The 23,855-nt window shown below is 65.6% G+C and carries 22 protein-coding genes and 2 pseudogenes; 10 read left to right on the plus strand and 14 right to left on the minus strand.

Annotated features, from left to right (window positions below):
* Window positions 1-63: 63 nt before the first annotated feature.
* On the plus strand, window positions 64-906 hold the full coding sequence (gene choW / locus PVZ77_RS01820; protein ID WP_027598621.1) for a choline ABC transporter permease subunit: 843 nt from the start codon (window positions 64-66) through the stop codon (window positions 904-906).
* A 3-nt stretch (window positions 907-909) separates the two neighbouring features.
* Window positions 910-2,142: a choline ABC transporter ATP-binding protein gene (choV, locus tag PVZ77_RS01825; RefSeq protein ID WP_027598622.1), complete on the plus strand. Its 1,233-nt coding sequence runs from the start codon at window positions 910-912 to the stop codon at window positions 2,140-2,142.
* A gap of 275 nt (window positions 2,143-2,417) precedes the next feature.
* Here the strand turns inward: choV and purU are convergent, their stop codons facing one another.
* From purU to glyA, 6 genes are all read right to left on the minus strand, one after another.
* Window positions 2,418-3,275, minus strand: coding sequence for a formyltetrahydrofolate deformylase (gene purU / locus PVZ77_RS01830; RefSeq protein WP_042134842.1), 858 nt, complete (start codon window positions 3,273-3,275; stop codon window positions 2,418-2,420).
* Between the two features lie 98 nt (window positions 3,276-3,373).
* Window positions 3,374-4,003, minus strand: a complete 630-nt coding sequence (locus tag PVZ77_RS01835; protein ID WP_042134845.1) for a sarcosine oxidase subunit gamma — start codon at window positions 4,001-4,003, stop codon at window positions 3,374-3,376.
* 15 nt (window positions 4,004-4,018) lie between these two features.
* Window positions 4,019-7,039, minus strand: a complete 3,021-nt coding sequence (locus tag PVZ77_RS01840; protein ID WP_115946254.1) for a sarcosine oxidase subunit alpha — start codon at window positions 7,037-7,039, stop codon at window positions 4,019-4,021.
* Window positions 7,036-7,335 (minus strand): sarcosine oxidase subunit delta, encoded by a 300-nt coding sequence (locus PVZ77_RS01845; protein ID WP_017639232.1) that lies wholly within the window; start codon window positions 7,333-7,335, stop codon window positions 7,036-7,038. Before PVZ77_RS01845 ends, PVZ77_RS01840 begins: the two co-directional genes overlap by 4 nt.
* Window positions 7,336-7,346: 11 nt before the next feature.
* Window positions 7,347-8,597 (minus strand): sarcosine oxidase subunit beta family protein, encoded by a 1,251-nt coding sequence (locus PVZ77_RS01850; RefSeq protein ID WP_017639231.1) that lies wholly within the window; start codon window positions 8,595-8,597, stop codon window positions 7,347-7,349.
* Window positions 8,598-8,676: 79 nt separating this feature from the next.
* On the minus strand, window positions 8,677-9,930 hold the full coding sequence (gene glyA, locus PVZ77_RS01855) for a serine hydroxymethyltransferase (protein ID WP_027598628.1): 1,254 nt from the start codon (window positions 9,928-9,930) through the stop codon (window positions 8,677-8,679).
* 214 nt (window positions 9,931-10,144) lie between these two features.
* Here glyA and PVZ77_RS25960 point away from each other — a divergent pair.
* The 3 genes and pseudogenes from PVZ77_RS25960 to PVZ77_RS01865 all read left to right on the plus strand — a co-directional run.
* Window positions 10,145-10,915: pseudogene (locus PVZ77_RS25960) on the plus strand (PAS domain-containing protein); the annotation flags it as partial.
* Window positions 10,916-11,026: 111 nt separating this feature from the next.
* A pseudogene (locus tag PVZ77_RS25965) lies at window positions 11,027-11,503 on the plus strand (methyl-accepting chemotaxis protein); the annotation flags it as partial.
* 81 nt (window positions 11,504-11,584) lie between these two features.
* Window positions 11,585-12,013 carry a universal stress protein gene (locus PVZ77_RS01865; RefSeq protein WP_007160045.1) on the plus strand — a complete coding sequence of 143 codons (429 nt, stop codon included), beginning with the start codon at window positions 11,585-11,587 and terminating at the stop codon, window positions 12,011-12,013.
* A 58-nt stretch (window positions 12,014-12,071) separates the two neighbouring features.
* Here PVZ77_RS01865 and PVZ77_RS01870 read toward each other — a convergent pair whose 3' ends face one another.
* A complete protein-coding gene (locus PVZ77_RS01870) occupies window positions 12,072-12,851 on the minus strand; it encodes an exodeoxyribonuclease III (RefSeq protein WP_007160046.1) in 780 nt (259 codons plus the stop codon).
* Between the two features lie 80 nt (window positions 12,852-12,931).
* On the opposite strand from PVZ77_RS01870, the gene pyrE reads away from it, so the two are divergent.
* The 4 genes from pyrE to PVZ77_RS01890 all read left to right on the plus strand — a co-directional run bounded on the left by pyrE (window position 12,932) and on the right by PVZ77_RS01890 (window position 15,918).
* Window positions 12,932-13,573, plus strand: coding sequence for an orotate phosphoribosyltransferase (gene pyrE / locus PVZ77_RS01875; protein ID WP_158890670.1), 642 nt, complete (start codon window positions 12,932-12,934; stop codon window positions 13,571-13,573).
* Between the two features lie 24 nt (window positions 13,574-13,597).
* Window positions 13,598-14,194: a DUF4124 domain-containing protein gene (locus PVZ77_RS01880; RefSeq protein WP_273805576.1), complete on the plus strand. Its 597-nt coding sequence runs from the start codon at window positions 13,598-13,600 to the stop codon at window positions 14,192-14,194.
* A 191-nt stretch (window positions 14,195-14,385) separates the two neighbouring features.
* Window positions 14,386-15,051 carry a GntR family transcriptional regulator gene (locus PVZ77_RS01885; RefSeq protein WP_273805575.1) on the plus strand — a complete coding sequence of 222 codons (666 nt, stop codon included), beginning with the start codon at window positions 14,386-14,388 and terminating at the stop codon, window positions 15,049-15,051.
* Window positions 15,052-15,066: 15 nt separating this feature from the next.
* Window positions 15,067-15,918 (plus strand): urea carboxylase-associated family protein, encoded by an 852-nt coding sequence (locus PVZ77_RS01890; protein ID WP_273805574.1) that lies wholly within the window; start codon window positions 15,067-15,069, stop codon window positions 15,916-15,918.
* A gap of 60 nt (window positions 15,919-15,978) precedes the next feature.
* On the opposite strand, the gene argB is transcribed toward PVZ77_RS01890, so the two are convergent.
* The 5 genes from argB to PVZ77_RS01915 all read right to left on the minus strand — a co-directional run bounded on the left by argB (window position 15,979) and on the right by PVZ77_RS01915 (window position 22,246).
* Complete coding sequence (argB, locus tag PVZ77_RS01895; RefSeq protein WP_273805573.1) at window positions 15,979-16,881, minus strand: acetylglutamate kinase; 903 nt, start codon at window positions 16,879-16,881, stop codon at window positions 15,979-15,981.
* Between the two features lie 74 nt (window positions 16,882-16,955).
* Window positions 16,956-18,350 carry a phosphomannomutase/phosphoglucomutase gene (gene algC, locus PVZ77_RS01900; protein ID WP_218568701.1) on the minus strand — a complete coding sequence of 465 codons (1,395 nt, stop codon included), beginning with the start codon at window positions 18,348-18,350 and terminating at the stop codon, window positions 16,956-16,958.
* Between the two features lie 1,212 nt (window positions 18,351-19,562).
* Window positions 19,563-20,018, minus strand: a complete 456-nt coding sequence (gene dut, locus PVZ77_RS01905) for a dUTP diphosphatase (protein ID WP_273805572.1) — start codon at window positions 20,016-20,018, stop codon at window positions 19,563-19,565.
* Window positions 20,011-21,234: a bifunctional phosphopantothenoylcysteine decarboxylase/phosphopantothenate--cysteine ligase CoaBC gene (gene coaBC / locus PVZ77_RS01910; protein ID WP_273805571.1), complete on the minus strand. Its 1,224-nt coding sequence runs from the start codon at window positions 21,232-21,234 to the stop codon at window positions 20,011-20,013. The genes dut and coaBC overlap by 8 nt, the downstream gene beginning before the upstream one ends.
* Window positions 21,235-21,574: 340 nt before the next feature.
* The gene (locus PVZ77_RS01915; RefSeq protein ID WP_273805570.1) at window positions 21,575-22,246 is read right to left on the minus strand and encodes a uracil-DNA glycosylase family protein; all 672 of its coding nucleotides are present in this window, start codon (window positions 22,244-22,246) and stop codon (window positions 21,575-21,577) included.
* Window positions 22,247-22,386: 140 nt separating this feature from the next.
* Here PVZ77_RS01915 and PVZ77_RS01920 point away from each other — a divergent pair, with 140 nt between their 5' ends.
* Window positions 22,387-22,764 (plus strand): glutaredoxin family protein, encoded by a 378-nt coding sequence (locus PVZ77_RS01920; protein ID WP_273805569.1) that lies wholly within the window; start codon window positions 22,387-22,389, stop codon window positions 22,762-22,764.
* Between the two features lie 112 nt (window positions 22,765-22,876).
* On the opposite strand, the gene PVZ77_RS01925 is transcribed toward PVZ77_RS01920, so the two are convergent.
* On the minus strand, window positions 22,877-23,425 hold the full coding sequence (locus tag PVZ77_RS01925) for a DUF3299 domain-containing protein (RefSeq protein ID WP_273805568.1): 549 nt from the start codon (window positions 23,423-23,425) through the stop codon (window positions 22,877-22,879).
* A 167-nt stretch (window positions 23,426-23,592) separates the two neighbouring features.
* Window positions 23,593-23,841, minus strand: coding sequence for a GlsB/YeaQ/YmgE family stress response membrane protein (locus tag PVZ77_RS01930; protein WP_007160058.1), 249 nt, complete (start codon window positions 23,839-23,841; stop codon window positions 23,593-23,595).
* Window positions 23,842-23,855: the final 14 nt, after the last annotated feature.

Consider the following 23,855-nt stretch of genomic DNA (forward strand, 5'->3'; position numbering starts at 1 on the left):
CCGAAGCACGAATCCGCGGTTCTCGTGCTTCGACCTGTCCACTCCTACCTGACGGGCACCGTTATGTTACTTACCGACCACAAGCTCCCTCTCGGTCAGCAGATCGCCGACTTCATCGACTGGCTGACGCTGCATGGCGCCAGCGTCTTCGACAAGATCTCCGATGTGCTGTCCGGCCTCATCCACGGCCTCACCGCCGGCCTGATGTGGTTCAACCCGCTGGCCTTCATTGCCCTGGTCGCGGTAGGGGTCTATCTGCTGCAACGCAGCATCGGCCTGGTGATCTTCGCCCTCGTCTCCCTGCTGCTGATCCTCAACCTGGGGTACTGGCAGGAAACCATGGAAACCCTGGCCCAGGTGGTCTTCGCCACCCTGGTGTGCATCGCCGTCGGCGTGCCGCTGGGCATCGTCGCCGCGCACAAGCCCTGGTTCTACACCGGCCTGCGCCCGGTCCTGGACCTGATGCAGACGGTCCCCACCTTCGTTTATCTGATTCCTACCCTGACCCTGTTCGGCCTGGGCGTGGTGCCCGGGCTGATTTCCACGGTGGTGTTCGCCGTGGCCGCGCCGATCCGCCTGACCTGCCTGGGCATTCAGGACGTTCCCGCCGAGCTGATGGACGCCGGCAAGGCCTTCGGCTGCTCGCGTTGGCAGCTGCTGACCCGCATCGAGCTGCCCCACGCCATGCCCAGCATCGGCGCCGGCATCACCCAGTGCATCATGCTGTCGCTGTCCATGGTGGTGATCGCCGCCCTGGTGGGTGCCGACGGCCTCGGCAAGCCGGTGGTGAACGCCCTCAACACCGCGGACATCGCCCTGGGCTTCGAAGCCGGCCTGTCCATCGTCCTGATCGCCATCCTGCTCGACCGGGTGTGCAAGCAACCCGCCCCTCGCGAGGTTAAGTAAATCATGACCGCCATACGTTTCGAACACGTCGACGTCATCTTCGGCAAGCAGAACAAGCGCGCCTTGGAGCTGCTCGACCAGGGCAAGGGTCGCAGCGAGATCCTCCAGGAGACCGGCCAGGTGCTGGGTGTCGAAGACGCCTGCCTGGAGGTCCAGAAGGGTGAGATCTGCGTGCTGATGGGCCTGTCCGGCTCGGGCAAGTCCAGCCTGCTGCGCTGCATCAACGGCCTCAACACCGTGAGTCGCGGCAAACTGCTGATCGAGCACAAGGGCAGCGAGGTGGACATCGCCAACTGCTCCCCCGCGGTGCTCAAGGACATGCGCACCACCCGCATCGCCATGGTGTTCCAGAAGTTCGCCCTGATGCCCTGGCTGACCGTGGCCGAGAACGTCGGCTTCGGTCTGGAGATGCAGGGCCGCTCGGCCGCCGAGCGCAAGAAGCTGGTCGAGGAGAAGCTGGAGCTGGTCGGCCTGACCCAATGGCGCAACAAGAAGCCCGACTCCCTGTCCGGTGGCATGCAGCAGCGCGTCGGCCTGGCCCGCGCCCTGGCCATGGACGCCGACATCCTGCTGATGGACGAGCCCTTCTCCGCTCTCGATCCGCTGATCCGCCAGCAGCTGCAGGACGAATTGCTGCAACTGCAGGCCAAGGTCAACAAGACCATCGTCTTCGTCAGCCACGACCTCGACGAAGCCCTCAAGATCGGCACCAACATCGCCATCATGAAGGACGGTCGCATCATCCAGCACGGTCGTCCCGAGGACATCGTGCTCAATCCGGCGGACGAATACGTGCGCACCTTCGTCGCCCACACCAATCCGCTCAACGTGCTCAGCGGCTACAGCCTGATGCGCGGCTTGGACAAGTGCGGCCGCGAGGGCAACGAGATCTGCCTGGAGCGCAGCCACGACATCTGGCTGGCACTGGACAACCAGACGGTCAAGGCGCTGCGCCGCGGCGGCGAGAGCCTGGCCCTGCAACGCTGGACCCCGGGCATGCCGATCAACAGCCTGCAACGCCAGCCGACCCTGGCACCGGCCGATATCCGTATGCGCGACGCCCTGGAGATCCGCTACCACACCGGGCACAAGCTGGTGCTGGAGACCGATGGCCGCGCCGTGGGCATCCTTGGTGACAAGGAGCTCTACCACGCCCTGCTGGGCAAGAACCTGGAAAAGGCCGGCGAAGACGTCGCCCCGCCCGCGGTCCGCTCCACCCTGTCCCAGGCGGGCTGACCGCCCGCCCCGCCACCCGCCTCTCCGCTGCAGAGGCGGGTGCGCCCCTCTCCTGCTCCATCGCCGGCAGAGCCAGCAGGCTCGCCTGACAGGCTCCCGCCTCCCGTGCCCCTGAGCTACGCCTTTGACCCTGGCCAACAGACGCGCAGACGCCTTCCCCGGCAACGCCTGACGGTGCCGCCGAGCGACCAGGAGATGATCGAGGTAATACAAGGCAGGCGGGCTGCGAGCGCCTCGGCGCTCTCGCAGCCTGCCTGGAGAAGTAGTGGAAAACCCTAGAGCACCACCGTCCGCCCGGCGTTGAGGAAAACGCGGCGTTCCAGGTGATAGCCCACCGCCCGAGCCAGGGTCAGGCACTCGATGTCGCGGCCGCGGGCCACTAGGTCCTCGGCGTAGTGGGCATGGTCCACCGACTCGACGCCCTGGGCGATGATGGGGCCTTCGTCCAGGTCGTTGTTGATGTAGTGCGCCGTGGCGCCCACCAGCTTGACGCCCTTGGCATAGGCCTGGTGATAGGGCCGCGCGCCCTTGAAGCCGGGCAGCAGCGAGTGGTGAATGTTGATCGCCCAGCCGTCGAGGCGACGGCACAGCTCGGGCGACAGCACCTGCATGTAGCGCGCGAGGATCACCAGCTCGGCACCGGTCTCCTGCAGCACCTGCCAGACCCTGGCCTCCTGGGCCGGCTTGTCCTGGGGATCCAGAGGGAAATGGTGATAGGGAATGCCGTGCCAGGCCGCCAGGGGCTCCAGATCCGGGTGGTTGGAGATCACCGCCACCACGTCCATGGGCAACTGGCCGATGCGCTGGCGATAGAGCAGGTCGTTGAGGCAGTGGTCGGCCTTGGAGACCATGATGGCGACCTTGGCACGATAGCCGGGTGGGGTCAGTTCGAAGGTCATGTCGAAGGGCGTGAAGCGCAGGTCCAGACCGACGCGGAACAGGCCTTCGTTGAAGTCGCTGGGTACCTGGAATTCCACCCGGATGAAGAAGCGCTGGGCTTCACGGTCGTCGAAGCTGTGGTGCTGGGTGACATAGCAGCCCTGCTCGAACAGATAGCGCGTGACCACGTCCACGGTGCCGAGGCGACTCGGGCTCTGGGCGGTGAGAATCCAGGTATCGGGCGTGCGGCTCATGATGAATTCCTTTGCATGGAGATTAAGCCAGAATCACAAAACCCGACCTGCGCCTCACGCAGGTCGGGTTCGAGAGAACGACTGGACGCAGCGACCGATCAGGCCTCGATGCGCAGTCCGTACTCGGCGCTCGCGTCCTGCAGCCACAGCCAGACGTAGTCGGCGAAGCTGCGTCGCACCACCAGCTCCCAGGTGTCTTCCGCGGTATGGCGGATCATCAGCTGGGACTTGGCGAACACCGTCCCCACCGCCTTGCCCACCGGGAAGTTGCTCGGATGGACGTCGTAGGAGGTGGACTTCATCAGCACTTCACGCACCTTGGGGCCCTTGAGCTCGACCAGGGTCTGGCCGCCGCCGACGTTGACGATGGCGACATGGCGCTCGCCCAGGGCCTGGCGCAGGGCCTGCTCGGTGGCGAACTCGCTGCCACCAGGCACCACCAGCAGCCACTCGTCCGGGCCGAGCCACTGCAGCGAGCTCTCGCCCTTTTGGGTGATTGCCAGCGGACCGGGCACTTCCAGGCCGACCACACTCTGCACCGCGCCAGTGAAGCCTTCGTCATGGGCGTCGCCACGGAGGACCAGATGCCCCAGCAGGGCCCGCTCGCGCAGGGTCACCCCGGCGGTGGCCGGGCCGCGGCCGGCGAGCTTGTTCAGCTCGGCGTGGAACAGCGGGGATTCGGCGCGCGCCGTGGCGGAGTATTGGTCGTAGACATTGATGTTGTTCATGGGGCGCTATCCTCGTTAGGCGACGTTCTGCCGCTCACCCTTGGGGTCGTAGAACACCGGCGAGACGATCTCGGCAGCGATGTAGCGGCCATCGGCCAGCGGGGCGTAGACGGTCTGGCCCATGCGGCCCAGGCCACCCTTGACCATGGCCATGGCGAAGCCGTAGCCCAGGGTCGCGCTGTGGTAGCTGGAGGTCACGTGACCGACCATGTCCATGGGGATCGGCTGGTTGCGCTCGAACACCAGTTGCGCCCCTTCCGGCAGGACGTCGCGGGCATCCAGGGGCTTGAGGCCGACCAGCTGCTTGCGATTCTCGCGGACGCAATCCTGGCGATGCATGCCGCGCTTGCCGATGAAGGAGAAGCTCTTGTTCAGGCTCACCGCCCAGCCCATGCCCAGGTCCTGGGGCGTGACCGAACCATCGGTGTCCTGCCCGATGATGATGAAGCCCTTCTCCGCCCGCAGCACGTGCATGGTCTCGGTGCCGTAGGGGGTCAGGTCGAATTCCTTGCCCGCCGCGACCACCTGCTCGAGTACGCCCATGGCGTAGTTGGCCGGCACGTTGATCTCGTAGGAGAGTTCGCCGGTGAAGGAGATACGGAATACCCGCGCCGGTACCCCGCCCACCTGGCCTTCCTTCCAGGCCATGAAGGGGAAGGCGGCGTTGTCCAGAGCGATGTCGGTCAGCTTGGCCAGCAGCTTGCGGCTGTTGGGACCGGACAGGGTCAGGGTCGCCCAGTGGTCGGTGACCGAGGTGAAGTACACCTCCAGTTCCGGCCATTCGGTCTGGTGGTAGAGCTCCAGCCATTCGAAGACGCGCGCGGCGCCGCCGGTGGTGGTGGTCATAAGGAAGTGGTTGTCGGCGAGACAGGCGGTGACGCCGTCGTCGAAGACCATGCCGTCTTCCTTGCACATCAGGCCGTAGCGGGCCTTGCCAATGTCCAGCTTGGTCCAGGCGTTGGTGTAGACGCGGTTGAGGAATTCCCGCGCGTCCTTGCCCTGGATGTCGATCTTGCCCAGGGTCGAGGCGTCGAGCAGGCCGACGCTGCGGCGCACGGCCAGGCACTCGCGATTGACCGCGGCGTGCAGGTCCTCGCCCGCCTTGGGGAAGTACCAGGGACGCTTCCACTGGCCGACGTCCTCGAACAGCGCGCCCTGCTTGAGGTGCCAGGCATGCAGCGCGGTGTAGCGCTTGGGCTCGAACAGGTGGCCGCAATGCCGTCCGGCGATGGCGCCAAAGGTGATAGGCGTGTAGTTCGGGCGGAACATGGTGGTGCCGACTTCCGGGATGGCCTTGCTCTGCACCCGGGCAGCGATGGCCAGACCGTTGATGTTGCCCAGCTTGCCCTGGTCGGTGCCGAAGCCCATGGCGGTGTAGCGCTTGACGTGCTCGATGGACTCGAAGCCCTCGCGGCAGGCCAGCTCGATGCCGGCGGCGGTCACGTCGTTCTGCAGGTCGACGAACTGCTTGGGGGCACGCGACGACGGCTTGTCGTGGGGCACCTGGAACAGCGCCAGACTCGGCTCTTCCTGACGGAATTCGGCCTGGGGCAGCTCGCCGCTGACCACCTTGGCACCGGCTTCGGCCGCGGCGGTGGCGCCGGCCTCGAAACCGTCGGCCAGGACATCGCCCAAGGCGAAGACGCCATTCACGCCACCGGCGCAGAGGCGCTTCTGCGGCGCCGGACCGGGCACGAAGGCCTGGATGTCATCGCGCCACAGCGGACGACCGCCCAGGTGCGAGGCCAGGTGGACCACCGGGCTGTAGCCGCCGGAGGTGGCGATGAGGTCGCAATCGAGCCACTCGCCGCCACCCAGGGTACGGAAGGCGGTCAGATCGATGGTGGCGATCTTGGCGCCGGTCACCCGGGTATTGCCGCGGGCTTCGCTGACGGCGGTACCGCCCATGACGCGCACGCCACGCTTGCGCACTTCCTCGACCCAGGCGCCGCGGGGATTGGGGCGCGCATCGGCGACTGCCACTACCTGGCGACCGGCTTCGAGCCAGTCCAGGGCCACGCGGTAGGCGTAATCGTTGTTGGTGGACAGCACCAGGCGCTGACCTGGGGCCACCGCATAGCGACGGATGTAGGTGGACACGGCGCCGGCCACCATGTTGCCCGGCAGGTCGTTGTTGGCGTACACCAGCGGCCGCTCGTGGGCGCCGGTGGCCAGCACCACGCGGGTGGCGCGGACGCGGTGCAGGCGCTGACGCACCTGGCCATGGGGCGCGCGATCACCCAGGTGATCGGTGAGTCGCTCGTGGATGGTGAGGAAGTTGTGGTCGTGGTAGCCGTTGACCGTGGCGCGCGGCAGCAGCACCACGTTGTCCAGGCCCTGCAGCTCGGCCACGGCCTTGGCGGCCCAGTCGGCGGCCGGGGCGCCGTCGAGACGCTCGCGGCTGTCCAGCAGGCTGCCACCGAATTCTTCCTGTTCGTCGGCCAGGATCACCCGGGCGCCGCTGCGACCGGCGGCCAGGGCGGCGGCCAGGCCGGCGGCGCCGCCGCCCACCACCAGCACGTCGCAGTGCTGGTTGAAGTTGTCGTAGGTATCCGGATCGACCTGGGTCGGCGCGCGGCCGAGGCCGGCGGCCTTGCGGATGTACTTCTCGTAAGTCATCCACAGGTTCTGCGGATACATGAAGGTCTTGTAGTAGAACCCGGGCGGCATCATCTTGCCGCCGACCTTGCCGAGGATGCCCATGAGGTCGTTGTTGACGCTCGGCCAGCCGTTGGTGCTGGCGGAGACCAGGCCCTGGTACAGCGCCTGCTGGGTGGCCCGCACGTTGGGCACCTGGGTGGCCTCGGTGGCGCCGATCTGCATGATGGCGTTGGGTTCTTCGGCACCGGCGGCGACGATGCCGCGCGGCCGGGAGTACTTGAAGCTGCGGCCGATCACGTCGACGCCGTTGGCCAGGAGGGCCGAGGCCAGGGTGTCACCCTTGAAGCCCTGGTAGGTCTGACCGTTGAAGGTGAAGGTGATGGCCTGGCTGCGGTCCAGGCGACCGCCCTGGGTGAGTCGATGGACCTGGCTCATGTGCGCTCTCCTCGCTCGGCGGTGAAGCGGGGTTGCTCGCCGATCGGATAGGTTTCGAGAATTTCGTAGGTCTCGGTGTTACGGGTCGCGTTGAAGTACTGGCGGCAGCCCGAAGCGTGGACCCACAGCTCGTGACGCAGGCCGCGCGGGTTGTCGCGGAAGAACATGTAATCGCCCCACTCCGCGTCGCTGCAGGCCTCGGGATCCAGCGGACGCGGGATGTGCGCCTCGCCGGCGGCGTGGAATTCTTCTTCGGAGCGCAGTTCCCCGCAGTGGGGACAATGGATGTACAACATGCTCGGGCTCCTTAGTGCGCGACGGCCGCTGCGCCGTGTTCGTCGATCAGCGCGCCGGTGTGGAAACGGTCGATGGAGAAAGGCTTGGCCAGCGGATGCATCTCGCCGGAGGCGAGCGACGCCGCGAAGACGTTGCCCGAGCCCGGGGTGGCCTTGAAGCCGCCGGTACCCCAGCCGCAGTTGAAGAACAGATTTTCCACCGGGGTCTTGGAAATGATCGGGCAGGCGTCGGGCGAGGTGTCGACGATGCCGCCCCACTGGCGGTTCATGCGTACCCGCGAGAGGATCGGGAACATCTCGACGATGGCCTGCAGGGTGTGTTCGATCACCGGGTAGGAGCCGCGCTGGCCGTAGCCGACCCAGCTGTCGATACCGGCGCCGATCACCAGGTCGCCCTTGTCGGACTGGCTGATGTAGCCGTGCACCGCGTTGGACATGATGACGCTGTCGATGATGGGCTTGATCGGCTCGGACACCAGCGCCTGCAGCGGGTGGGACTCCAGCGGCAGGCGGAAGCCGGCCAGCTTGGCCATGTGCCCGGAGTTGCCGGCGGTGACCACGCCGACGCGGCGGGCGCCAATGAAGCCACGGTTGGTTTCCACGCCGATCACCTTGCCGTCCTGCTTGCGGAAGCCGGTGACCTCGGTCTGCTGGATCAGGTCGACGCCCAGGGCGTCGGCGGCGCGGGCGAAGCCCCAGGCCACGGCATCGTGACGGGCCACGCCGCCGCGGCGCTGCACGGTGGCACCAAAGATCGGGTAGCGGGTGTTCTTGCTGCAGTCCAGGTAGGGAATCTCCTCGGCCACCTGGCGGGTGTCGAGCAGTTCGCCGTCCACGCCGTTCAAGCGGTTGGCGCTGACCCGGCGCTCGGAATCGCGCATGTCCTGCAGGGTGTGGCAGAGGTTGTAGACGCCGCGCTGGGAGAACATGACGTTGTAGTTGAGGTCCTGGGACAGGCCTTCCCACAGCTTCATGGCGTGCTCATAGAGGTGTGCCGATTCGTCCCACAGGTAGTTGGAGCGGACGATGGTGGTGTTGCGCGCGGTGTTGCCGCCGCCCAGCCAGCCTTTCTCGATCACCGCGACGTTCTTCACGCCGAACTGCTTGGCGAGGTAGTAGGCGGTGGCCAGGCCATGACCGCCACCGCCGACGATGACCACGTCGTACACCGGCTTGGGCGTCGGGGTGCGCCACATCCGCTGCCAGTTCTCGTGATGGCTCAGGGAGTGCTTGAAGAGGCCGAAGCCGGAATAGCGTTGCATCTGGAGACTCCTGCAGACGACGCCCCTTTCCGCAAAGGGGGAAAGGGGTTGGATAAGGGTTGCGTCAGGCGCGTGGCGACTAGCGGTAAACCGGGTAGTCGCGGCACAGCGCGGCCACCTGGCGCGCCACCTGGGCTTCCACATCGGCATCGCCGAGGTGGTCGAGGATGTCGCAGATCCAGCCGGCGACGCGTTCGCTTTCGCTGACGCCCAGGCCGCGGGTGGTCAGGGCCGGGGTGCCGATGCGCAGACCCGAGGTCACGAAGGGCGACTGGGGATCGTTGGGCACGGCGTTCTTGTTCACGGTGATGCAGGCGCGCCCCAGGGCGGCGTCCGCGTCCTTGCCGGTGATGCCCTGCTTGATCAGGCTGACCAGGAACAGGTGGTTGTCGGTGCCACCGGAGACCACGTCGAAGCCGCGGGCCTTGAACACGCCGGCCATGGCCTGGGCGTTCCTGATCACCTGCTGCTGATAGGTCTTGAAGCCCGGCTCGAGGGCTTCCTTGAAGCACACCGCCTTGCCGGCGATGACGTGCATCAGCGGACCGCCCTGGGCCCCCGGGAATACCGCGGCGTTGAGCTTCTTCTCGATGTCGGCGTTGGCCTTGCACAGGATCAGGCCGCCACGGGGGCCGCGCAGGGTCTTGTGGGTGGTGGTGGTCACCACGTCGGCGAAGGGCACCGGATTGGGGTAGACCCCGGCGGCGACCAGACCGGCCACGTGGGCCATGTCGACGAACAGCAGAGCACCCACGCTATCGGCGATGTCGCGAAAGCGCTGGAAGTCCAGGGTCTTGGAGTAGGCGGAGAAACCCGCCACGATCATCTTGGGCTTGTGCTCTTCGGCCAGACGCTGGATCTCGTCGTAGTCGATCAGCCCGGTGTCGGTGTCGATGCCGTACTGTACGGCGTTATAGAGCTTGCCGGAGGAGCTGACCTTGGCACCGTGGGTCAGGTGACCGCCGTGGGCCAGGCTCATGCCCAGGATGGTGTCGCCAGGCTGCAGCAGCGCCAGGTACACGGCCGAGTTGGCCTGGGAACCGGAGTGCGGCTGGACGTTGGCGTAGTCGGCGCCGAACAGCTGCTTGGCGCGCTCGATGGCCAGCTGCTCGACCTTGTCCACATGCTCGCAGCCACCGTAGTAGCGCTTGCCCGGATAGCCTTCGGCGTACTTGTTGGTCAGCACGCTGCCCTGGGCTTCCATGACGCGCTGGCTGGTGTAGTTTTCGGACGCGATCAGTTCCAGGTGATGCTCCTGGCGCCGCGCTTCCTCGCCCATGGCGGCGAACAACGCATCATCGTAGCCCTGGATTTGGTCCTGCTTGCTGAACATCGCGGCGCTCCTAAAGTCTGTGGCGGTGAAAACCACCCCCTTGGCCGCGATGGTAGGCCCGGCCCCAGACCCCAAGATGCCTGTTTACGCCCCGGGCCGGCGCGTTTGCGACAGCCACTCAACGGCCGAGTTCTGCCGTTCGCCGGGTGCCATCAAGTCGCTCCGATCCGCGCCGATAGGCTGACTACCTCCCCCCCGGCCAGCGAGTCCTGCCATGTTCAATGCGCACCACAAGAAGACCATCGCTCGGCTGGAGGCCGAGTTGCACGCCAACCAGGGCCTGACCCAGGCGCTGGAGCGGTCCATGGCGGTGATCGAGTTCGATCCCGACGGTACCGTCCTGCGTGCCAACGACAACTTTCTCCGCCTGACCGGCTATCGTGCCGACACCCTGGTCGGTCAGCACCATCGCCGGCTCTGTCCGGCCAACGTGGTGCAGGGTCGCGACTATGGCGATTTCTGGGCCCGCCTCAAGCGCGGCGAGTTTGTTTCCGGCACCTTCCACCGCCTGGACGCCCAGGGCCGTACCCTCTGGCTGGAAGCCAGCTACAACCCGGTGCCCGACAGCAGCGGCAGGATCGCCAAGGTGGTGAAGTACGCCCTCGACGTCACCGCCCAGGTCGAGCGCGACAGCGAAGCCCAGAGCAACCTCAAGGCCTTGGACCGCGCCCTGGCGCGCATCGAATTCGACCTGGACGGGCGCATCCTCACGGCCAACGACAATTTCCTGGCCACCCTGGGCTACAGCCTCAAGGAGATCCAGGGCCAGCAGCATCGCCTGTTCTGCGAGCCGGCCCTGGTCAATAGCAGTGAATACGCCGACTTCTGGCGCCGCCTCAATGCCGGCGAGTTCTTTCGCGGCCAGTTCAAGCGGCTGGGTAAGCACGGCCGGGTGGTCTGGCTGGAGGCGAGCTACAACCCGGTGTACGACGCCACCGGTCGGCTATACAAGGTGGTCAAGTACGCCAGCGACATCAGCGAGCGGGTGGAAAAGCACGAAAGCGACAGCCGCAGCGCCTCGCGGGCCTATCACATCTCCGCCGAGACCGAGAAGGTCGCCGAGCACGGCACCCGGATCATCCAGGCGGCCGCCGGCGAGATGCGCGAGATCGCCCACAACGTCAGCGCCTCCGCCGAGGTGATCGGCCAGCTGGGCCAGCGCTCCGAGCAGATCACCGCCATCGTCAACACCATCCGCGGCATCGCCGACCAGACCAACCTGCTGGCGCTCAACGCCGCCATCGAGGCCGCGCGCGCCGGTGACCAGGGGCGTGGCTTCGCCGTGGTCGCCGACGAGGTCCGCCAGTTGGCGGGACGCACCAGCAGCGCCACGGCGGAGATCGCCGAGATGATCGGGCGGATCCTGAGCGAGACCCAGCAGGCGGTCGCCAGCATGGAAAGCACCCAGGGTCGAGCGGTCAAGGGCGTCGAGCTGGCCGACCAGGCCGGTGCGGTGATCGTGCAGATCCGCGATGGGGCCAGCGACGCCGTGGAAGCCGTGAGCATGTTCGCCAGCAAACTGGACGAATCCGAGGTGATTCCCAAGGGCGCGCGCAACTGGGTGGGGCATTGAGGCCGCGGCCTTGATTGGGATCAAGCGTCCCTGACAGCCAGGGTCTAGCATGAAGGCATACCCCTCTCGTGGAGATGCCCCATGCACAATGTCCTGGTCGCCTACGACGGTTCCCCCAGCGCCGACAACGCCCTGCGCTACATCCTCGACCTGGTGAAGGCCGGGCTGTCGCTGGAGCTGCACCTGCTCAACGTCCAGAACGAGCCGGAGATCTACGGCGCGCCCTTCGACGACCGCATCCTGCGCGAATGGCGCGGCAGCCTGCAGGACAAGGCCGAAGACATCCTCGTCCGGGCGCGCCCGGCCCTGCTCGAAGCCGGTATCGAGGCCCAGACCCACGTGGGCTTCGGCGGCATCGCCGAGACCATCGGCGAGACGGCGCGGCGCCTGCAGGTGGACACCGTGGTCATGGGCACCCGCGGCCTGGGCTCGCTCAGCGGCCTGCTGCTCGGCTCGGTGGCCCATCGCGTGGTCCATCAGGTGCCCTTGCCGGTGATCCTGGTGAAATAGTCGCCCAACAAAAAACCAGCCCTCGGGCTGGTTTTTTCGTTCTGGAGCAGCGTCTGGATCAGATGCTCAGGGTCCAGTCGTAGTCGACGATCAGCGGCGCGTGCTCGGAGAAGCGCGGCTGCCGTGGCAGGCGCGCCGAGCGGACGAAGCGGCGCAGACCCGGGGTCAGGATGTTGTAGTCGAAGCGCCAGCCCAGGTTGAGGTGCTCGGCCTGGTCGCTGTCCGGCCACCAGCTGAACTGGTCGCCTTCGCGGCTCACTTCGCGCAGGGCATCCACATAGCCCATGTTGCCGATCACCTCGTCCATCCAGGCCCGCTCGGGCGCCAGGAAACCGGGGATCTGCTGGCAGTCGCGCCAGTTCTTCACGTCCTGCTTCTGGTGAGCCACGTACAGCGAGCCGCAATAGATGTACTCGCGACGCTTGCGGCGCTGCTTGTTCAGGTAGTGGGTGAAGTCGTCCATGAACTTGAATTTCATGTTCAGGTCTTCGTCACCGCGCTTACCCGAGGGCAGCAGCAGGCTGGCGATGCTGACCTTGTCGAAGTCCGCCTGCAGGTAGCGACCGAAGCGATCGCAGGACTCGAAGCCCAGGCCGCTGATCACCGCCTTCGGCTGGACCCGCGTATAGAGTGCCACCCCGCCCTGGGACGGCACTTCGGCGTCGCAGGCATAGAGGATGTACCCCTCCAGCGCATAGGCCGGGTCGTCCATGTCGTAAGAAGAGGCGCGGGTATCCTGCAAGCAGATCACGTCGGCATTCTGCGCCTTGAGCCAAGGCAACAGGCCCCGCTCCACAGCGTCCTGAATACCATTGACGTTCAAGCTGATGATCCGCATAAATGGCCCCCAAAAAATCGTGGATGTATGATACCCGAGCTAAACCGGTTTAGCTAAATACAAGCCGCGCAAGGACTTATATGCAGGCGTATCAGCGTAATTTCATTCGTTTCGCCATCGAGCGCGGAGTTCTGCGCTTTGGTGAATTCACCCTGAAATCGGGTCGCATCAGCCCCTATTTCTTCAACGCCGGCCTGTTCCACAGCGGTTCGGCGCTGGCCCAGCTCGGCCGCTGCTACGCCGATGCGCTGGTCCAGGCCAATCTGCCGTTCGACGTCCTCTTCGGCCCGGCCTACAAGGGCATCCCCCTGGCCGCGGCCACGGCGGTGGCCCTGGTCGAGCACCATGGCCGCGACGTGCCTTGGTGCTTCAACCGCAAGGAAGCCAAGGATCACGGCGAAGGCGGCCTGCTGGTGGGCGCGCCCCTGACCGGTCGGGCGCTGATCATCGATGACGTCATCACCGCCGGTACCGCCATCCGCGAGGTCATGCAGATCATCGAAGGCCAGGGTGCCAGCGCGGCCGGGGTGCTCATCGCTCTGAATCGCCAGGAGCGTGGCCGCGGCGAGTTGTCGGCCATCCAGGAGGTCGAGCGTGACTACGGCATTCCGGTGCTCAGCATCGTCGCCCTGGATCAGGTGCTCGAATACCTGGCCGAGGATGCCGAGCTCAAGCGTCATCTGCCCGCCGTCCAGGACTATCGCGCCCAATACGGCATCTAGCCGTCAGCCCCAGGAGAGACGGCCATGGTCGTACGTCGCGCCGCTGCCAGCCTGTTGCTCATCGCCTTGCCGCTGGCCGGCCAGGCGGCCGAGCTGTACCGCTATCTGGACCGTAACGGCACCCTGGTCATTGATCGCCAGGGCGTCCCGCCGGAGTACGCCGGCAAGGGCTACGACGTGCTCAACGAACAGGGCCGGGTGATCCGTAAGGTCGCTCCGGCGCTGCCCGCCGCGGAACTCGATCGCCAGGCGCGCGAGCGCCAGCAGGCCCTGGTCGATGGCCAGTTGCGCAAGCTCTATAGCAATGTCGAGGACGTCGACCGCGCCAAAGCGCGCAAGCTGACGGAGCTCGACGGCCTGATGCAGATCAAGAAGGCCAACCTGGAGGCCACGCGCCAGCTGCAAAGCCAACTGATGGAGCAGGCGGCGGTGCAGCAGCGCAATGGCCAGGCGCTCCCTGCGGATCTGCAGGCTCGACTCGACGCCGCGGCGGCCGATCAGGTGCGTCTGCAGGCCGATCTGCAGCGCTATGCCGAATTGCGCATCAGCACCAGCGCCGCCTTCGACGCTGATCGCGCGCGCATGCAGCGGCTGGAAGGCGCGCCCGACGCGGATCGCTGAGCCGGTAGGGCGCAGCGCCCGGACCTGCCCTGACACCTGTCATAGAACTGGCTGCCTATCAGGCACCCCTCCCCTTGCCAGTAGCCGTCGCCCCTGCCCCAGGCGATTAACTTACTCGCCCGCAAGCTTCTGGCACGCACCATGCAACTCCGTTTTCAACGCATTGTTGAACAATCGGATGGCGAAGCCTCATGGGTGGCAAAGAAGCGGGCACGCTGTCCCTGGGGGCTCAGCTGCTCCTGGAGATGCGCGAGGACATCATCGGCGGCCGCCTGCTGCCTGGTACGGCGCTGGTCGAGGGTGAGCTGGTCAAAGCCTACAACGCCTCGCGTAACACCATCCGCGAAGCCCTGCACCAGCTGGATCGCGAGGGCCTGGCCACCTATGTGCGCCATAAGGGGGTCATGGTGCGGCGCCTGGGCCTGGCCGAGGTGCGCGACATCTTCCAGGTGCGTCGCACCCTAGAGCTGCAGGCCATCCTCACCAGCCGCCCGCTGCGCGAATACCAGTCCGATCGGATGCTGGATGCCCTGGAAGCGGCCGAACTGGCGCAGTCGCGCGAGGACTGGCGCGCCCTTGGTACCCACAGCCTGCATTTCCATCAGCACATCGTCGGCCTGCTGCGCAGTCCGCTGTTCGATGAATTCTTCGCCACCATCGCCGCCCAGATGCGCCTGCTGTTTTCCCTCGCGCCCGACGAGGAACACTTCCAGCGGCCCTGGATAGCCCGCGACCGCCAGATCCACGACCTGCTCGCCGCCGGGCACTGCCAGGCGGCGGGCGAGGCCATGGCCAGCTATCTCGACGATTCCGAAAACCGGCTGCTGGATCTGCTCAGCGCAGCCAGGCCGCTCTGACCGAGGAGACCTCCCATGTACAAGGACTACCCCGCCGCCTACCAGTCCACCCAGGGCTCCGCCCTGCAGGTCGATCAGGCCTTCTACGATCGGCTGCGTGAACGCAAGGACGGGCGCACCCTGATCGAGCAATTCGAGATTCCGATCCGTACCGGTCGCGCCTGGAAGGTGCCCGCCGGCCATCTGTTCCGCGTCACCACCCCGCACGGGCCTCAGGTCGGCGACTTCAACGTCTGGAACGCCGAGGATCCGCGTGAACGGATGTGGGCCGCGCGCACCCGGCAACTGCAGGGTGCCCACGTCAGCACCTACGACCGTCTCTGGTCCAACCTGCCCTTCCTGCGTCCGCTGCTGACCATCACCGACGACAGCCTGGCCGGCTATGGCATCGACGAACACGGTGGTCGCCTGCATGACCTGCTCGGCACCCGCTGCGACCCCTACGTCAACAAGATGCTTACCGGCGAGGACTTCCACCACCACTGCCATTCGAATCTGACTCGCGCGGTACTGCCCCACGGCCTCACCGAATTCGATGTCCACGATGTGCTGAACATCTTCCAGTGCACCGGCCTCAACCACGATGACCTGTACTTCATGAAGGCCTGCCCGGCCAAACCCGGCGACTACCTGGAATTCTTCGCCGAGATCGACGTGCTCTGCGCCCTGTCTACCTGCCCGGGCGGCGACCTATCCCTGGCGATGTGGGGGCCCGATGCCGAGGACCCGCTCAAGGTCTGCCGTCCGCTGGGGGTCGAGATCTACCGGGTCGAGGAGGCGCTGCTCCAGGGTTGGGAGTCGCCCAAGCGGGCCGCCTACAACGGCCAGCACGGCCTGACGTTGCCCAAGGCCAGCTGGGAGCAGTGAGTCCGGGCCAGCAATGAAAACGGCGCCCTGGGGCGCCGTTTTTGGTCCGACCGGAAGCGCTTAGCGCTTGCGGTTGGAAATCAGCGTACCGACGCCAACGTCGGTGAAGATTTCCAGCAGCACCGCGTTGGGCACCCGGCCGTCGATGATGTGGGCGCTCTGCACCCCGCCCTGCACCGCTTCCAGCGCGCAGCGGATCTTCGGCAGCATGCCGCCGTAGATGGTGCCGTCGGCGATCAGCGAATTGACCTGCTCGGTGGAAAGCCCCGTGAGCACCTGGCCCTGCTTGTCCATCAGGCCGGCGATGTTGGTCAGCAGCATCAGCTTCTCGGCCTTGAGCGCCTCGGCCACCTTGCCTGCCACCAGGTCGGCGTTGATGTTGTAGGACTCGCCCTCCGGACCCACGCCGATGGGTGCGATGACCGGGATGAAGTCACCGCGCACCAGCATGTTGATCAGGTCGATGTTGACCCCGGTGACCTCACCCACGTGGCCGATGTCGATGATCTCCGGCTTGGTCATCTCCGGCGTCTGCCGGCTGACCTTGAGCTTGGTGGCACGGATCAGGCCCGCGTCCTTGCCGGTCAGGCCGATGGCCTTGCCGCCATGGCGGTTGATCAGGTTGACGATGTCCTTGTTGACCTGGCCGCCCAGGACCATCTCCACCACGTCCATGGTCTGGGCGTCGGTGACGCGCATGCCGTCGATGAAGTGGCTCTCGATGGACAGGCGCTTGAGCAGGTCGCCAATTTGCGGACCGCCGCCGTGCACCACCACCGGGTTGATGCCCACCGCCTTCATCAGCACGATGTCACGGGCAAAACCGGCCTTGAGCTCGTCGCTCTCCATGGCGTTGCCGCCGTACTTGATCACCAGCGTCTTGCCGACGAACCGGCGGATATAGGGCAGCGCCTCGGACAGCACCTCGGCGACGTGCGAGGCATCCTCGCGGCTCAGGGTCATGGCTCACCTCTCAAGGTCGACTAAGAAAAGACAAAGGGCGCCTAGGCGCCCTCTGTGCTACCGCTGACCCGAGGTCAGAACGGCAGATTCAGATCCGGCTCCACCGCCAGCAGCTGCTTGCGGAACACCGTCTTGATGCGCTCCAGCTCCTCGAGGGTTTCCGCCTCGAAGCGCAGCACCAGCACCGGCGTGGTGTTGGACGCACGCACCAGACCCCAACCGTTCTGGTAATCGACGCGAACGCCGTCCAGGGTGGTGATCTGGGCATCGCCCCACTGGGCGTCGCGCTGCAGGGTCTCGATGATGCCGAACTTGCTCTCTTCGGTCACCTGGATATTGATCTCCGGGGTGGAGATGTCTACCGGGAAGGTATCGAACACCTGTTGGGCGCTGTTCTTCTCCTGGCTGAGGATCTCCAGCAGGCGCACGGCGCTGTAGATGCCGTCGTCGAAACCGAACCAGCGTTCCTTGAAGAACACGTGGCCGCTCATCTCGCCAGCCAGCAGGGCGCCGGTTTCCTTCATCTTCTTCTTGATCAGCGAGTGGCCGGTCTTCCACATGATGGGACGACCGCCGTAGCCGGCGATGAGGTTGTTCAGACGGCGGGTGCATTTGACGTCGAAGATGATGTCGGCGCCCGGATTACGGGAGACCACGTCCTTGGCGAACAGCATCAGCAGCTGGTCGGGATAGATGATCTTGCCTTCGTTGGTCACCACGCCGACGCGGTCGCCGTCGCCGTCAAAGGCCAGGCCCAGGTCGGCACCGGTTTCCTTGACCTTGGCGATCAGGTCTTCCAGGTTCTCGGGCTTGCCCGGATCCGGATGGTGGTTGGGGAAGTTGCCATCCACCTCGCAGAACAGCGGGATGACCTCACAGCCCAGGGACTCGATCAGCTGGGGGGCATTGACCGCAGCGACACCGTTACCGGCGTCCACCACCACCTTGAGCTTCTTGGCCAGCACCACGTCGTTGCGGATGTAGTCGGCGTAGCTCTTGAGCACGTCGACCTGCTTGATCTGACCCTGGCCGCTGGCCACGTCGCCGGTCTCGATGCGCTCGCGCAGACGCTGGATGGATTCGTTGGCCAGGGTCTCGCCGGCGATGACGATCTTGAAGCCGTTGTAGTCCGGCGGGTTGTGGCTGCCGGTCAGCATGACGCCGGACTTGCCTTCGAGCACGTTGGCTGCGTAGTAGAGCACCGGGGTCGGCACCATGCCGACATCGCTGACATTGGCGCCGCTGTCGGCCACGCCCTTGATCAGTTGGGCGACCAGCTCGGGGCCGGACAGGCGGCCGTCACGGCCGACGGCCACGTTGGGCTCGCCACGCGCCAGGCTCTCCGAGCCGATGGCGCGCCCGATCCAGTAGGCGGCTTCGGCGGTCAGGGAGTCACCCACCACGCCACGGATGTCGTAGGCGCGGAAGATGCTGGCGTTGAGTTGGGGGGCTTGCGGGGTAGTGCTCATCGGGGGTTTCTCCAATCCCAGGAGATCCTGGTCTTCGTCGAGGATACTGATATCGAGGATGTCGGTGGTCTGGAACAGCGGTTCGCTCTGCTGAGCGCGGCCTCTGTCGGCAAACTCCGCCAGGGTCTTGGCCACGGCATCGCTAGGTGCCGCAGCATATAGGTCCGGCGACGACCCGGCCGATCGGCTGGCCAATCGGGCCGTCGACTTGGCCACGGGTTCCATTACCGCCAGGCGCAAAGTCGGGCTTTTGGCTATCTGATTGGATTCAAGTTCCTCGGCATAGGCCGTCAGACTGCGGACGTCGTCACGGAGCCGGCGTGACAGCTCCCGGGAAAACAGCCAAAAGCCCGTCAGCATGCCAAACAGCGCCAGTAGCAGCGCCACCAGCGGAATGCCCAGGGGGGTATCGGCACCGGCCTCGGCGGCGGGTGCCAGCTCCAGTGTCCACAGCGGGCTGCCGGTGGCGAGCCGGCGCATCAATGCCGGATCGCCCGGGGCGCCGCCACTGGCCAGCACCTGCGCACTGCCGCCGGGGAATTGCTGCAGCAGGCGCCACTGGCCAACGTTCGCCGGTGGCGTGGCCAAGCTCCGCAAGACGTCCGGCAGCGCTTCCACCAGCACGGCGCTGCCGAGCAGCTGATCGCCGCGGCGGATGGGCTGAGCGCTGTACACCAGCCAGCGATCCCTCACGCGATAGGCTTCCGGCGGGGTCCGCTGGCCGCTTTCCAGGCGCTTGAGCAGATCGAGGGCGGCATAGTTAAGGGGGCCGGGGCGATCGTCTTCGATCTGGCGCATGCCGGCCGGCACCACCAGCATATCGACCACGCCGAGGCGCTCGCGCAGCTGGCGCTCAGCCGCCGTGCGCGCCGCCGGATCGTCGCCCTGCAGAGCCTGCAGTACCAGAGCATCTCCAGCGACGCCCTGCAGCCGACGGGTCAGGCCGACCAGCAATTGATTGAGGGAGGCTGCCTGGGCCTGCAGCGCCTGGTCCGCCTGCTGCTCCTGATTGCGCGCGCCTTGCGGCTGCAACACCAGAAACCACAGCAGCAGCGCGGCCAGCAGCAGGCCGGCGAGCGCTAGCAGCAGCCCCGCGCCCAGGCCGGGCAAAACCGCGACCCGTGGGGCCGCCTTGCGCACATCCTTGCCGTTCTTGCCCCTTGCCATGCCGTTCTTCTCCTTTATGTCACGGCGCGCCTTGCGTGTCTGGCGTCAGCGGGTACCGGAGTGCCCGAAGCCGCCGGCGCCCCGCTCGGTTTCGGTAAAGCTCTCGACGATATCGAAGTGCGCCTGGACCACAGGTACGAGCATCAGCTGGGCGATACGTTCGCCCACGCTCACGGTGAAGGTGGTCTGGCCGCGATTCCAGCAGGAGACCATCAGCTCGCCTTGGTAGTCCGAGTCGATCAGGCCGACCAAGTTGCCCAGCACGATGCCGTGCTTATGGCCCAGACCCGAGCGCGGCAGGATCAGCGCCGCCAGCGACGGATCGGCCACATGGATGGCGAGCCCGGTAGGAATCAGCACGGTCTGCCCCGGCACCAGCACCAGATCCTCCTGCAACATGGCGCGCAGGTCGAGGCCGGCCGAACCGGGGGTAGCGTAGGACGGCAGCGGGAAATCGCGCCCCAGGCGCGGGTCGAGGATCTTGGCTTGAAGGCTATGCATGGGTCTGGGCAGTGTCTTTCAGGTGGGTGGAAATCAGAGCGATGAGCTGGCGGGCGATCTTGCCCTTGCTGGTCTGCTCGAATCGGATCTCGTGCAGGCCACGGTCGATCACAGTGACCGCATTGTCTTCGCTGTTGAAGCCGATGGCCGGGTTGGCCACGTCGTTGGCGACGATGAGGTCGAGATTCTTGTCGCGCAACTTGCGCTGGGCGTACTCCAGCAGATTCTGGGTTTCCGCAGCGAAGCCGACGCTGAAGGGCCGATCCGGGCGCGCTGCCAGGGTGGCAAGGATGTCCGGGTTGCGTACCAGCTCCAAAAGGAGACCGTCACCGCGGGTGGGGTCCTTCTTCAGCTTGTGCGGCGCGATGACCTCGGGGCGATAGTCCGCCACTGCCGCCGAGGCGATGAGCACGTCGCAGGGCATCAGCGCCTCGCAGGCGGCCAGCATGTCGCGCGCGCTGATCACGTCGATGCGCTCGACGCGATCAGGGGTCGGCAGATGCACCGGGCCGCTCACCAGGCTGACGCGCGCGCCCGCCTCCGCCGCCGCTTCCGCCAGGGCAAAGCCCATGCGGCCGGAGCTGTGGTTGGTGATGTAGCGCACCGGGTCGATGTTTTCCTGGGTCGGGCCCGCGGTGATGACCACGTGGCGACCGGTCAGGTCGAGTCGCTGGAAGCAGTCGGCGGCGAGCTGGGCGAGGTCGGTGGCTTCCAGCATCCGGCCGGGGCCGACGTCGCCACAGGCCTGGCTGCCGCTGGCCGGGCCGAACAGCTTGATGCCACGACTGCGTAGGAGCTCGGCATTGGCCTGGGTGGCCGGGTCGCGCCACATGGCCTGGTTCATGGCCGGTGCCAGGGCGACCCGGGCATCGGTGGCCAGCACTATCGTCGTGAGCAGATCGTCCGCCACGCCCTGGGCCAGTCGCGCCATGATATCGGCGGTGGCCGGCGCGACCAAGACCAGATCGGCCCAGCGGGCCAGCTCGATATGACCCATGGCCGCTTCGGCGGCCGGGTCCAGCAGATCCAGATGCACCGGCAGCCCGGACAGCGCCTGCAGCGTCAGCGGCGTGATGAATTCGCGACCGCCGCGGGTCAGTACCACCCGCACCTCGGCGCCCTGATCCTTAAGTCGGCGCACCAGCTCGGCGCTTTTGTAAGCGGCGATGCCACCTCCGACGCCCAGCACGATGCGTTTACGATGGAGCCGCTGCATATAGCCTGTTCCGTTCTCAAACCATATAAGAGGGGATCGCGCGTCCAGTTCAGGTCTGCGCGTGCCCGCAAATCATCCGGTTAAGATAGCACAGCGCCTGTACAGCACAGGCGTCACGCCAGACAGGGTGCCGAGTAGAGCTAATGGCAAGTCAGTACGGTGAAGTCCATAAATAGCCGGATGAGGTACGCGCTCGTCCGTATCAAATTGAAGACGACTGTGATGCTCACCCAACTGTCTTACCTACCCTGCGACTCCCAAACTTAGCGAATCCGGAAAGTACCCGTTGCAGCGAAAATCCGTGTTACCCGCTTAACGGCCATGTCGAAGAGTCTTACTGTCACCGCATCAGCTCCTTCAAGCGCTGCTCTAACAGCCCGGGGAATCGCGTAAACCACGTCTGATTCAACGGCGACGGATGTGGTAGCGGATAAAGCATCAGCGTCTTGCGAGTGCCCTCCTCGGTTTCAAGCATGACCTCAATGCTGCTGTTGAAACGGTCTTCGCTCTTCCAGAAGGCTTCCAGACGGGTGCGTTCTTCCTTGGATTGACCGATGCCAAACCAGAGGAAGGCTTCGCGACCGAGAGTGATGAGCTGGGTGCCGTGCCAGTGCTCCACTAGCAAGCGGCGCATCAACGGGTGGAAGGTCTTTTTCACTCGCTCCGACCAGGCTTTGTTACCCAGCGGTTTGTAGGGCACGGTATTGGCCCAGAAGAATTGTTGGCTCAGGCTGCGGGCGGCGTCGAAATCGGCTGGAGGCTTGCCGTGCAGGTGCCTGTAGAGGACCTTGCGGGCAATCTGCCCGCCGCTGCCGATGAAGGGTTCGCCGTACTTCACCTCATCCCGCCCCGGATCGCGGCCAAAAAAGCCTAGGGGCGCGTCGGGATCGCCCAGCCCGATGATGGGGTCCAGCGGGTCCTTGGCGAACTGTTCGTAGACCGGAAGATCGACACCTGGAAGATCGGCAGCGAGCTGGCGAAAGGCTTCGCGCTCTGCGGAAGACAGCGGCATGCAACAGGTCCCTATCGAGGAATTAATTCCTCTTGTAGAGCTCTGCCCTGCGGTTGACGTTCCGTAACGACTGGCGGAGCGGCAGCTCTGGGACGATAGGGTAAACTGCCCGGCTCGAACGACCCTCAAGGTGAATCCCGTTGATCAATCTGCTACGCAACGGCCTCGGCCAGGTGATCGTCGGCCTGGATCTGGTAACCCGGCCGCGCAAGCTCCAGCGCACTGAGCAGGCTCAGACTGCCATCGAGGCGGAGCTGGCGAATTTGTCGCTCTATCAATTCCAGGCCTGCCCCTTCTGCGTGAAGACGCGTCGGGCACTGCATCGGCTGAATCTGCCGATCCGCCTTAAGGACATCAAGAAGGATCCCCAGCTGCGCGCCGAGCTGGAACAGGGCGGTGGCCGGGTGAAGGTGCCTTGCCTGCGTATCGACGAGGGCAGCCAGAGCGTATGGATGTACGAATCCGACGACATCATTGCTTATCTGGAGCAGCGCTACGGCGAGCGGCAGCCAGCCTAGGATTCAGTGGGTAAGTGATAGGTGGACGAGGCTGCGCCGCTTTCTACCTTCCAGGCGTGTATCAAAGCCGTCGGGCTGTGATGGTGGACTTGTCTTGGCCACCGACAAGACATTAGAGGTCGCTTTCTTCGACCTTGCGAACCTTGCTGGCGTCCAGGGTGTAGGAGGCTTCAGCCAGGGCGTTTTCGACCGCCTCGGTGTGCAGGGTGCCGATGACCCAGTAGGGCTCGTAGATGTCGGGGAGCGGCACGCCCTTGGGGTAGCGCACTAGCACGATCTGGTTGGGCGGGGGCGGTGGGACGTGGATGCAGGCACCCGGATAGGGCACTAGGAAAAATTCACGGAAATTGCCCTTGGCGTCGGTCTCAAGCGGCACCGGAAAACCACCCAGACGTACGTTCTTTCCATTCAAGGCGGCCACGGTGCGGGTGGAGTGCATCACCTCGGGCAGGCTATTGTCCTTCTGCTTGAGCCCTCCCGGCGAGCCGAAACCGCCCGGAGCCTCGGGGCTGTTGTGGCTGATCTCGGGCATGGTTTCTAGGGCGTGCCGGTCTTCCGCAGTGAGCAGGTCGAGCCAGTCGGTTTCCGGCGGTTCGCCCTTGGCAGCGTGGGTTAGCAGCGGCAGGCTGGCGAGCAGCAGGGTGATGAGCAGTCTGGGCATGGTCGGCAGGTCGGCGGTAAAAGGCCGAGTGTGCGGCGCGCCAGCCCAGGGGTCCAGTCGCCGGGCCGCAAAGCAGAGCCTCGCCCATGAAAAAGCCCCTGGGTCGACGGGCGACACCAGGGGCGGAAACGCTGTGCTACTTGGCTCCGCCGAGGCGAAGCGGCGTCTTAGCGACGCTTGGTCACCATGCCGTAGATGAACAGCACGATGATGGCACCGACCACGGCACCGATGAAGCCTGCGCCTTCACCGGCACGGTAGATGCCCAGTGCTTGGCCCAGGTAGGTGGCGACCACGGAGCCGACGATGCCCAGAATGATGGTCATGATCCAGCCCATGCTGTCGTCGCCCGGCTTGAGAAAGCGGGCAACCAGGCCGACGATGAGACCGATGATGATGGTTGCGATGATGCCCATGTGAAGAATCCCCT

Source organism: Pseudomonas sp. SHLD1 (genome assembly GCF_028640935.1).
Classification (GTDB): Bacteria; Pseudomonadota; Gammaproteobacteria; order Pseudomonadales; family Pseudomonadaceae; genus Chryseomonas; species Chryseomonas aestiva.

What these genes read in the sequence shown, in the direction of transcription:
- choW (WP_027598621.1), top strand. Translation starts at nt 64, where the DNA reads ATGTTACTTACCGACCACAAGCTCCCTCTCGGTCAGCAGATCGCCGAC.
- choV (WP_027598622.1), top strand. Translation starts at nt 910, where the DNA reads ATGACCGCCATACGTTTCGAACACGTCGACGTCATCTTCGGCAAGCAG.
- purU (WP_042134842.1), bottom strand. Translation starts at nt 3,275, where the DNA reads ATGAGCCGCACGCCCGATACCTGGATTCTCACCGCCCAGAGCCCGAGT.
- PVZ77_RS01835 (WP_042134845.1), bottom strand. Translation starts at nt 4,003, where the DNA reads ATGAACAACATCAATGTCTACGACCAATACTCCGCCACGGCGCGCGCC.
- PVZ77_RS01840 (WP_115946254.1), bottom strand. Translation starts at nt 7,039, where the DNA reads ATGAGCCAGGTCCATCGACTCACCCAGGGCGGTCGCCTGGACCGCAGC.
- PVZ77_RS01845 (WP_017639232.1), bottom strand. Translation starts at nt 7,335, where the DNA reads ATGTTGTACATCCATTGTCCCCACTGCGGGGAACTGCGCTCCGAAGAA.
- PVZ77_RS01850 (WP_017639231.1), bottom strand. Translation starts at nt 8,597, where the DNA reads ATGCAACGCTATTCCGGCTTCGGCCTCTTCAAGCACTCCCTGAGCCAT.
- glyA (WP_027598628.1), bottom strand. Translation starts at nt 9,930, where the DNA reads ATGTTCAGCAAGCAGGACCAAATCCAGGGCTACGATGATGCGTTGTTC.
- PVZ77_RS01865 (WP_007160045.1), top strand. Translation starts at nt 11,585, where the DNA reads ATGCACAATGTCCTGGTCGCCTACGACGGTTCCCCCAGCGCCGACAAC.
- PVZ77_RS01870 (WP_007160046.1), bottom strand. Translation starts at nt 12,851, where the DNA reads ATGCGGATCATCAGCTTGAACGTCAATGGTATTCAGGACGCTGTGGAG.
- pyrE (WP_158890670.1), top strand. Translation starts at nt 12,932, where the DNA reads ATGCAGGCGTATCAGCGTAATTTCATTCGTTTCGCCATCGAGCGCGGA.
- PVZ77_RS01880 (WP_273805576.1), top strand. Translation starts at nt 13,598, where the DNA reads ATGGTCGTACGTCGCGCCGCTGCCAGCCTGTTGCTCATCGCCTTGCCG.
- PVZ77_RS01885 (WP_273805575.1), top strand. Translation starts at nt 14,386, where the DNA reads ATGGGTGGCAAAGAAGCGGGCACGCTGTCCCTGGGGGCTCAGCTGCTC.
- PVZ77_RS01890 (WP_273805574.1), top strand. Translation starts at nt 15,067, where the DNA reads ATGTACAAGGACTACCCCGCCGCCTACCAGTCCACCCAGGGCTCCGCC.
- argB (WP_273805573.1), bottom strand. Translation starts at nt 16,881, where the DNA reads ATGACCCTGAGCCGCGAGGATGCCTCGCACGTCGCCGAGGTGCTGTCC.
- algC (WP_218568701.1), bottom strand. Translation starts at nt 18,350, where the DNA reads ATGAGCACTACCCCGCAAGCCCCCCAACTCAACGCCAGCATCTTCCGC.
- dut (WP_273805572.1), bottom strand. Translation starts at nt 20,018, where the DNA reads ATGCATAGCCTTCAAGCCAAGATCCTCGACCCGCGCCTGGGGCGCGAT.
- coaBC (WP_273805571.1), bottom strand. Translation starts at nt 21,234, where the DNA reads ATGCAGCGGCTCCATCGTAAACGCATCGTGCTGGGCGTCGGAGGTGGC.
- PVZ77_RS01915 (WP_273805570.1), bottom strand. Translation starts at nt 22,246, where the DNA reads ATGCCGCTGTCTTCCGCAGAGCGCGAAGCCTTTCGCCAGCTCGCTGCC.
- PVZ77_RS01925 (WP_273805568.1), bottom strand. Translation starts at nt 23,425, where the DNA reads ATGCCCAGACTGCTCATCACCCTGCTGCTCGCCAGCCTGCCGCTGCTA.
- PVZ77_RS01930 (WP_007160058.1), bottom strand. Translation starts at nt 23,841, where the DNA reads ATGGGCATCATCGCAACCATCATCATCGGTCTCATCGTCGGCCTGGTT.